Source organism: Enhygromyxa salina (genome assembly GCF_000737335.2).
In the GTDB taxonomy this organism is placed as follows: domain Bacteria; phylum Myxococcota_A; class Polyangia; order Nannocystales; family Nannocystaceae; genus Plesiocystis; species Plesiocystis salina_C.
On record NZ_JMCC02000099.1, the window covers coordinates 66,019 to 73,498 of the forward strand.

Annotated in this window: 13 protein-coding genes and 1 tRNA gene; 6 read left to right on the forward strand and 8 right to left on the reverse strand. The window is 67.2% G+C overall.

Features of this window, described 5'->3' with window-relative positions:
* Window positions 1–2: 2 nt before the first annotated feature.
* The 3 genes from DB30_RS31190 to DB30_RS31200 all read left to right on the forward strand — a co-directional run bounded on the left by DB30_RS31190 (window position 3) and on the right by DB30_RS31200 (window position 1,740).
* Window positions 3–710: a thiamine phosphate synthase gene (locus DB30_RS31190; protein ID WP_052555887.1), complete on the forward strand. Its 708-nt coding sequence runs from the start codon at window positions 3–5 to the stop codon at window positions 708–710.
* Entirely contained in the window at window positions 682–1,614 is a 933-nt protein-coding gene (locus DB30_RS31195; RefSeq protein ID WP_052555889.1) for a S26 family signal peptidase, read from the forward strand. Before DB30_RS31190 ends, DB30_RS31195 begins: the two co-directional genes overlap by 29 nt.
* Window positions 1,615–1,667: 53 nt before the next feature.
* A tRNA-Thr gene (locus tag DB30_RS31200) sits at window positions 1,668–1,740 on the forward strand.
* A gap of 44 nt (window positions 1,741–1,784) precedes the next feature.
* On the opposite strand, the gene DB30_RS31205 is transcribed toward DB30_RS31200, so the two are convergent.
* The 5 genes from DB30_RS31205 to DB30_RS31225 form a co-directional block, all read right to left on the reverse strand.
* Window positions 1,785–2,102 (reverse strand): hypothetical protein, encoded by a 318-nt coding sequence (locus tag DB30_RS31205; protein ID WP_052555891.1) that lies wholly within the window; start codon window positions 2,100–2,102, stop codon window positions 1,785–1,787.
* Complete coding sequence (locus DB30_RS31210; RefSeq protein ID WP_146661408.1) at window positions 2,099–2,329, reverse strand: hypothetical protein; 231 nt, start codon at window positions 2,327–2,329, stop codon at window positions 2,099–2,101. Before DB30_RS31210 ends, DB30_RS31205 begins: the two co-directional genes overlap by 4 nt.
* Window positions 2,330–2,762: 433 nt before the next feature.
* Window positions 2,763–3,059 (reverse strand): type II toxin-antitoxin system RelE/ParE family toxin, encoded by a 297-nt coding sequence (locus tag DB30_RS31215; protein WP_052555895.1) that lies wholly within the window; start codon window positions 3,057–3,059, stop codon window positions 2,763–2,765.
* Between the two features lie 2 nt (window positions 3,060–3,061).
* Window positions 3,062–3,325 carry an addiction module protein gene (locus tag DB30_RS31220; RefSeq protein WP_052555897.1) on the reverse strand — a complete coding sequence of 88 codons (264 nt, stop codon included), beginning with the start codon at window positions 3,323–3,325 and terminating at the stop codon, window positions 3,062–3,064.
* Between the two features lie 35 nt (window positions 3,326–3,360).
* Entirely contained in the window at window positions 3,361–4,266 is a 906-nt protein-coding gene (locus DB30_RS31225) for an AraC family transcriptional regulator (protein ID WP_052555899.1), read from the reverse strand.
* Window positions 4,267–4,419: 153 nt separating this feature from the next.
* On the opposite strand from DB30_RS31225, the gene DB30_RS31230 reads away from it, so the two are divergent.
* Both DB30_RS31230 and DB30_RS31235 read left to right on the forward strand, forming a co-directional pair.
* Window positions 4,420–5,376: an SDR family oxidoreductase gene (locus tag DB30_RS31230; RefSeq protein WP_052555901.1), complete on the forward strand. Its 957-nt coding sequence runs from the start codon at window positions 4,420–4,422 to the stop codon at window positions 5,374–5,376.
* A 99-nt stretch (window positions 5,377–5,475) separates the two neighbouring features.
* Window positions 5,476–5,646 (forward strand): hypothetical protein, encoded by a 171-nt coding sequence (locus DB30_RS31235; protein WP_153258434.1) that lies wholly within the window; start codon window positions 5,476–5,478, stop codon window positions 5,644–5,646.
* A 49-nt stretch (window positions 5,647–5,695) separates the two neighbouring features.
* Here the strand turns inward: DB30_RS31235 and DB30_RS31240 are convergent, their stop codons facing one another.
* The 3 genes from DB30_RS31240 to DB30_RS31250 all read right to left on the reverse strand — a co-directional run bounded on the left by DB30_RS31240 (window position 5,696) and on the right by DB30_RS31250 (window position 6,580).
* Window positions 5,696–5,896: a hypothetical protein gene (locus tag DB30_RS31240; protein ID WP_052555907.1), complete on the reverse strand. Its 201-nt coding sequence runs from the start codon at window positions 5,894–5,896 to the stop codon at window positions 5,696–5,698.
* A 151-nt stretch (window positions 5,897–6,047) separates the two neighbouring features.
* Window positions 6,048–6,353 (reverse strand): hypothetical protein, encoded by a 306-nt coding sequence (locus DB30_RS31245; protein ID WP_052555909.1) that lies wholly within the window; start codon window positions 6,351–6,353, stop codon window positions 6,048–6,050.
* Complete coding sequence (locus DB30_RS31250; protein ID WP_146661412.1) at window positions 6,350–6,580, reverse strand: hypothetical protein; 231 nt, start codon at window positions 6,578–6,580, stop codon at window positions 6,350–6,352. Before DB30_RS31250 ends, DB30_RS31245 begins: the two co-directional genes overlap by 4 nt.
* Before the next feature lie 487 nt (window positions 6,581–7,067).
* On the opposite strand from DB30_RS31250, the gene DB30_RS31255 reads away from it, so the two are divergent.
* Window positions 7,068–7,480 (forward strand): hypothetical protein (locus tag DB30_RS31255; protein WP_052555913.1); only part of this gene is annotated, 413 nt, incomplete at its 3' end.

The window sequence follows — 7,480 nt, forward strand, 5'->3', positions numbered from 1 at the left end:
GCGTGCGGCTGCTGGCGATCACGCCTCCGGCCGCGCTCGCGCCCACCCTCGATCCAGCGGTGATCGAGTCATGGCTGCAAGCTGGCGCCGCTTCGCTCGGCGTGTCGGTGCTGCTGCGCGAGCCTTCGGCCTGCGCGGCGGCGATCCTCGGGGATCCCCGGCTGATCGCGCTTCGCCGCGCGCTGGCGGATCGCAACCTGCCGGCGCTGGTGTCTGTCGATCCACGCGCGCTCGAGCGTGATCTGGGCGAGCTGCGGCGGGCCGATCCGCCGATCGCCGGGATCCAGCTGCGCGGCGACCCCTCCCCTGCGCTGCGCCAACGATGGCGCGAGGAGCTGCCCGCGATGGTGATCGGGCGCTCGGTCCACGGCGCCACGCCGACGCCCAGCCGCTTCGTCGACTACACCTGCCTCGCGCCGATCTACCCGCCGCTCACGGTCCAGCCCGGCGTCCACAAGCACGCGATCGGCCTCGCCGGGCTGCGCAGCTGGGCGAGCGTCTGCGACGATGTGATCGCGCTTGGTGGGATCACGCCAGCCAACGCCGACCACTGCCTCGCCGCGGGCGCGCAGGGCGTCGCTGGGATCCGCCTGTTCTTTGCTCGAAACGCCGAGGCCCGGGACAATGTCCGAGCTCTGCGTCAGGTGTTCAGCCTGCGCGAGAGCCCAGGCCCGAACGACCATGGCCCGCAAGCGCAACGACGAGGATGAGCGCCCGGCTCCACCACGCCGGCTATCGACGAAGGTCGCGTACTGCGTGCTGCTTGGCGGCGCGGCCCTGGTGATCACGCGGGCCTCGCTGGCCACGTTGATCCAAGTCCACGGCGACGGCATGGCGCCGACGATCCTCGATGGCGAGTCGGTGATCATGGTCCGCGGCGAGTGGGGCATCGAAGCTGGAGATCTGGTTGTCTACGATCCAAGCCCGCCCGAGCCCGCCTGCGAGGACGAGCTGACCGAGCCCGCTGACCGCCGCGCGGCGGAGCCTGGGCCGCGGCCTGGCGGATCGGCCATCGACGAGAGGCGCTCCCCTCGCGGGGAGCTGCACGACACGGCCGTCGTCGACGTCGATGACGTCGAGAGCAATTGGGAGCGGGTCCGCGAGCGCGGGACCAAGGCCAGCCCACGCAACTTTCGAGTCGGACGCGTGCTCGCCGTGCCCGGGGACACCGTCACCTTCCATGTGCCGGATGTGGCGCTGGGGTTGGTCGTCAATGGCTCGGCGCTTCAGCAAAAACCGGACGATCCGATCCGCTTGGTCTTGTCCGGCAAGCCCGCGGTTGGCGAGGACCGGCGAGACGCCGAGGGCCCGCGGCTTCGCGCGCTCGCCTGGGAGACCCTGGGCCACACCCGCTACCCGGTGCTGCTCGGCGGCGAGGCGCCGACCTGGGCCAGCATGGGGCTGCCCGAGGATCTCGGCCCGATCGAGGTCCGCGCTGAGGGCTACCTCATCCTGGCCGACAACCGGGACGAGGGCGCTTGTTGCGACAGCCGGGCGATCGGCTGGGTGCCCCCGGACGCCCTGCGCGGAGAGGTCGTCGTGCGGCTCGCGGGCAACCCTGGGGCCGCGCCAGATAGTGATCCCCGCTCACGCGGGCTCGCGCACCTGCCTTGAGGGTTTTTGTTTGACGCGCGGCGGGGCGGGCACTAAAACCAGCGCCCCGACTCGCCCAGATAGCTCAGTCGGTAGAGCAGCGGTTTCGTAAACCGCAGGTCGCAGGTTCAAGTCCTGTTCTGGGCTCTCTGATTCGACCGCTAGAGATGCCTCTAGCGGTCGTTTTTTGATCAACCGCTCTCCTCCCTGCCTTCGAGGTCCGGCTCCGACCCCTTGATCGCGCCCCAGACCGCGACCACGAACACGTGCTGCTCCCGCTCGACGTAGTACACGTGATGCCGAGTCTTGCGCATCATCACCCGACGCACATCCTCGGTCGGGTGAGGCACGCGCTTCCCTGCCCCGGGCGCGGAGCTGATCAACCGCGACACCTCCGCGAGCTCCTCCTCGAACAGGTCGGGCGCCTTGTCCTGATGCTCGCGCCACCAGGCGTCGATCTCCACAATCTGGAGTTCGGCCCGATCGGACGTGACGATGGGCTTGCTCACCGACGGCGCTCACGAAGACGCGCGAGGACCTGCTCCATGGGCTTCACCTCGCCCCGAGCTTCCTGCTCCAAGCTGATCTCTATCGCTGCGTTCAGGGCGGCGCGCTCACGCTCGTCGAGATCGTCGCCCTCGTCGTCGAGCACGAGATCGAGCTCGGTCCCCTCTGGGAGCTTGATCTCCTCGTCGACGACCAGGCGACCGTTTCGGACTGTAGCGCGGAGTCCCACCTCGACAGCGTAGCCCCTGCCCGAGGACTCACACAACGACACCGCCGATCCCTGCCGCTATCCTGCCGCGACTCTGCCGTTTGACCCCGATCTGAGCCAAACGGCGCCAGTCACGACCCACTCGATTTCACCAACTTGTGGGGCCCCACGCGGCCAAGTACGCGATTTCGTTCATCTTCCGCGATCGTTCGGCTCCGGGATTGCCTTCGGGTCGCCAACCTCCGCGACGTCAGAGGGTACGCCCCCAGCGATCACCTCGAGCACGTCTGCCAGACTCGAGATGACGGCTTGGCGGTGGCCCTGTCCAGGCTCTTCCGCAATCTGGCGAAGGCCCGCAGCGACCCCCGCCAGTTGCCTGCGTGCGACCACATGTGTGCCGATTTCATGGGCCCAGCGTATCACGCACGTGGGCCGGCAAGTCGCCGAACGGGGCTCAATGCCGGTCGCGCCAGTAGCTCGTCCGGCGGCTGTGGTGCGCCACCGCCAAGACCAGCACTTCGTCGGGCTTCACGACATAGATCAGCGTGAACGGGAACCGACGGAACACGAACCGCCGCACTCCGGGCTCGACCTCCGGCCATGCGCCTGGACGCTCGCGGACCAATCGCTTGGCCCTCTCCGCTTCTTCGATGAAGCGATCGGCCAACTCGCCGTACTCGTCGCGGGCTGCGTACCAGTCGACGGCTTCGACGAGCTCGGCCTGCGCCTCGGCCAGGACACGCAGGTTCATGTTCAACCCGTCGACGCTTGCCGCTCGCGCGAACGTCGGACCCTGGCACGAAGCCGCTCAATCACTTCGTCGAAGTCCACCGCGGTGGTCTCGCCGCGCTCGTAGGCTGCGAGCCGTCGCTTCGCCTCCGCGATCCAGCTCGCTTGGACCTCCTCGGGCGAGGAGCCATCGCCGATGCTGTCCGTGAGGATGGCGGCGATCTGGGCCCGCTCGTGCTCGGGAAGCTCGAGGGCGGCGTCCAGGATGCGGGTGGCTTCGTCGGTCACGTCGGCCAGTGTAGCACCCGGGATCAGCCAGGCCCCTACGCGCCCGTGGCCTGCACGTCGGGCGCAGAAGCAGCAGCGGTCCGGGCCCACTGCCTCGGCGACTTTCCGAACTGCTGGCGAAACTCGCGACTGAACTGCGAGGCGCTGTTGTATCCAACGGCGTCAGCAGCGTCGCTGACGGCCTTGCCGCCCACGATCTGCATGGCGGCGTGGCTCAGCCGCAGCGTCTTGATGAACCGGAGGGGCGAGAAGCTGGTGGCTTCCTTGAACCGTCGGTGGAACACGGGCCGGCTCATGCCAGCCCGCCGGGCCAGGTCGTCCACGGACAGGGGCTCGCTCAGGTTCTCGCGCAGGTAGGTGAGCACCCGCGTGATGTCGTGGGCACCGCCGAAGGTCTGGCGCACGAGGGGGCCAGCCTCCCCCTCGATGATCGTGAACAGAAGCTCCCGTAGCCGACCGTTCGCCAGCACCCGCAGCGCCACCGGATCGTCCAACAGCTGGAGCAGCCGCCCGACGGCCCTGACGAACCCGTCGTCGACCTCCGCCACGACCAGGCCCGGAGCCAACTCCTTCGCCGAGGTCTTGCGCGGGCGTGCGGCGGCTTCGTACGCGACCAGGGTCTCCGTCATCGCGTGGGTGTTCAGGTCGAGCAACAGACCGAGCACCGGCTCGTCCGGTGTGGCGAAGGGCACCTCGGCCTCGACCGGCAACGGCATGGTGGCGCACAGGTAGTGGTCCACGTCGTAGGTGTATGCGGTGCCTCCGAGGTAGGCGCGCTTGCTGCCCTCCACGATGCAACACATGCTGGCCGGATAGACCGCGGGCAACCGCTCGATCGGCTGGTTGATCCGAAACAAGCGAAGCCCTTCGATCGGCGTCTCCGAGACCCCGTCGGGTCCCACGTGTCGAGCCACCAGCTCTCGCAGAGTCCGCCGGTTCATGCCTTTCGTTATCGCAGGCTGCCGACATTCAATGCAAGGGCCCGATACAATCAGGCAAGTATTTGAGACAAATTCGGCCTGTTTCTAACCCATGAGAGAACTATACGTCAGTAAGCAACAACGGGCGCGCTGGCGCCGAAGGAGCTTCAGATCATGAGCGCGAAGAACAAGAAAAATCCCTTTGGACCGACCGGGTGGACGCCGGAGCGACTCGGCAACCTCGCGGGCAAGACCTATGTCGTCACCGGGGCCAACGCTGGTGCGGGCTTTGAGGCGACCCGGGTGTTCCTGTCCAAAGGCGCCCGCGTCGTGATGTTGAACCGCAACCTGGAGAAGTCGACCGCCGCCATCGACGACCTGACGCGGGAGTTCGGGACCAACGCCAACGTGTCCTTCATCAAGATGGACCTCGCGGTCCTGGGCTCAGTCCGAGAGGCCGCCGCCAAGGTGCTCGAGCAGGTCCCGCGCATCGACGCGCTGATCTGCAACGCCGCCATCGCGCAGGTGGCCAAACAGGAGATCACCGTGGACGGCTTTGAGAGCCAGCTTGGTGTGAACCACTTCGGTCACTTCCTCCTGTGTGGATTGCTCTTCGAGCGGATCGAACAGTCGGGAGGGCGCATCGTGGTCGTTGGCAGCAACGCGTACAAAATGGGGGCAAAGAAAGTTCAGTTCGACGACCTCAACTTCGACGAGAACTACAGCCCCTGGAACTCCTACGCCCAGAGCAAGCTGGCGCAGATGGTGTTCGCCTACGAATTGCAGCGCCGCGTCCAGGCCGCGGGCAAGAGCGTTCAGGTCCAGGTCTGCCATCCCGGCGCCTCACGAACGAACTTGTTGCAGGACACGGCCAGCCCGTTCTCTAGGATTCTCTGGTCCGTACTCTCGCGTTTTGTGGCCCAATCCGCCGAGCGGGGCTCCTGGCCCGAAGTCATGTGCGCAACGGAAGCGGAGCTGAAATCAGAGACGCTATACGGACCCACGAAGCGAGCGGAGATGGTCGGCCCCGTTGGTGAGTGTCCGTTGGATGAGGTGGCGCTGAGCCGGGAAATGGCCGCCAAACTCTGGACGCTCTCCGAGCAGAAGACGTCGCTGAGCTGGTCGCTGTAGTTCAGACGACCAGCTCACACGAACGGCGCGCGAGCGCGTCGAGGTCGTTTTCAGGCCCTCGCGCCCCGGTTCTCGGCTGGAAAGGCTGTGGCGTACCGAATGACCGCGCCGAAGCCGGCACCGGTGCACACGTTGCTCGTGTCGCTCGAATGTTGGCGACCGAGCTCACTTTCAACTGCTCGCATCCCCGCCGACCTGTGCGACTTTGACGGCTTCCAGCAGTTCGGCCAAGAACCCGAGCGCTCGCAACGCAACCGCGAGATCGGCTGAGGACAAGCTCCGCGACATACCGGCGATCTCGCGTGCGACGTCGCGCCACCTACTTCGATCCGGGATAGCGCGCGTCGATCATCGCCAACACTTCCGCGTGCAAGACCCCGCGCCCCGCTTTGACATCAGCGAGCCCACGCTCGATTTTTGCGATCAGCCGCGCACGATAGGCGTCCTCAGTCTCGGCTGGGAAACGAGCGGCGGACGGAGCCTCGGGTTCGAGCTGCTCGGCGGGTTGGGCCTGGGCCATGGCCCGATCGTAGCGGAACCGTCTAGAGAGGCGAACCTCGAGAGGCCAGCCCGGACCGCTCGGCGAGGGTCTCTTGGGTCAGGCCGCAGACATTGCGGAGCTGGAGGACTTCTGTCGTGCGTGGCTTCTCGCTAGCCGGCCCAGTCGATGATCACAGCCCCGTGAAATCCGGCCCAGCCCCCTTCACCGCGCCCCAGACCGCGACCACCAGCACGTGGTCCCCGTACTCGACGTAGTACACGTGGTTCCGAGTTCGGCGCAGCATCAAGCGCCGCACCGGATCCCTCGGGTGCGGGTGGCCCTTGCCCGCCCCAGGCACGAAGCTGATCAGCTCGAACGCCTGTGCCAACTCGGTCTCGAACAGGTCAGGCGACTTGTCCCGGTGCTCACGCCACCAAGCGTCGAGTTCCAGGATCTGCAGGTCCGCGTCGGATGTGGTGATGACCGGCTTGCTCACCGACGCCGCTCACGAAGACGCGCGAGGATCTTCTCTGCCGGGTTGACCTCGCCGCGAGCGGCCTGGTCCAGACTGCGAGAGATCGCCGCGTTCAGAGCCGCGAGCTCACGCTCGTCGAGATCGTCGCCCTCGTCGTCGATCACGAGCTCGAGCTCGGTTCCTTCGGGGAGCTTGATCTCCTGGTCGACGACCAGGCGACCGTTTCGGATTGTGGCGCGGACTCCCACCACGACAGCGTAGCCCCTGCCCTCGCACCCACGCAACGACGCCGATGATCCCAGCCGGAACTCTGCCGTTTCACCCCGATCTGGACCCAACGGCGCCAGGGAGGATCAATTTCTGTTCTGGGCTCTCTTCAGATCGACTTTTGCTGAGTTCCGGCGCCGAGTTCGGATCGGTGCCCTCCGCAAATGCCCAGACTCGAGAGGTCGGCAGTTCGGCTGTCGTCGTCGATGGCGTTGTAGTTTCAGCCGGCGGACCTTGGCTCGCAGCCGAGCCATCATGTGGTCGAAGTCCACGAGGGTCTCTTCGCAGACCTCCGCACGCGTGTTGACCCAGCCTGCCTCGATGTCCGCGCGGCCAGCTTCGGCGCCGGCCACGAACGGCGCGCTCGGCTTCGACGTCCGCCGGGGCGAAGCGCGCGCGGACCCGGCGCCTTCAGCTCCCCTCGCCGTTTTTTTGACCGCTGAACATCGGACCCCTAGCTTGCCCCTCATGTCCGAAGCCGCCGCGGTCCGCTCCTCCTCTGCGCGCGTCCGCGCGGGAGCGGGCTCGTCTTGTGATCTCCTGATCGCGCTCGCCACCCACGACGTCGTCGCTGCGCTGCTTGGCGAGATCGGCATCTCGGGCGACCAGCTGCCGGCCCTGCGCGATCAACTGCGCGACGAGGTCGAGCCCGAGCCCGCCGACTGGCACCTGCGCCTGCAGCAGCGCGGCGGCCGAGTCGGGCCCGACGGCGAGCTCTCGCAGCTGCTCGCGATCGTCCGCAGCGCGGACTGCCACGCCTACCGCATGCTGCAGCTCGCGGGCGCGGACACGGGCCGGCTGCGCAAGCGCTTGATCGAGCGGGTCCGCGAGCGCGGGCATCAGCGGGTCAGCCGACGCACCGAGCCCGTCGCGCGCGCTCA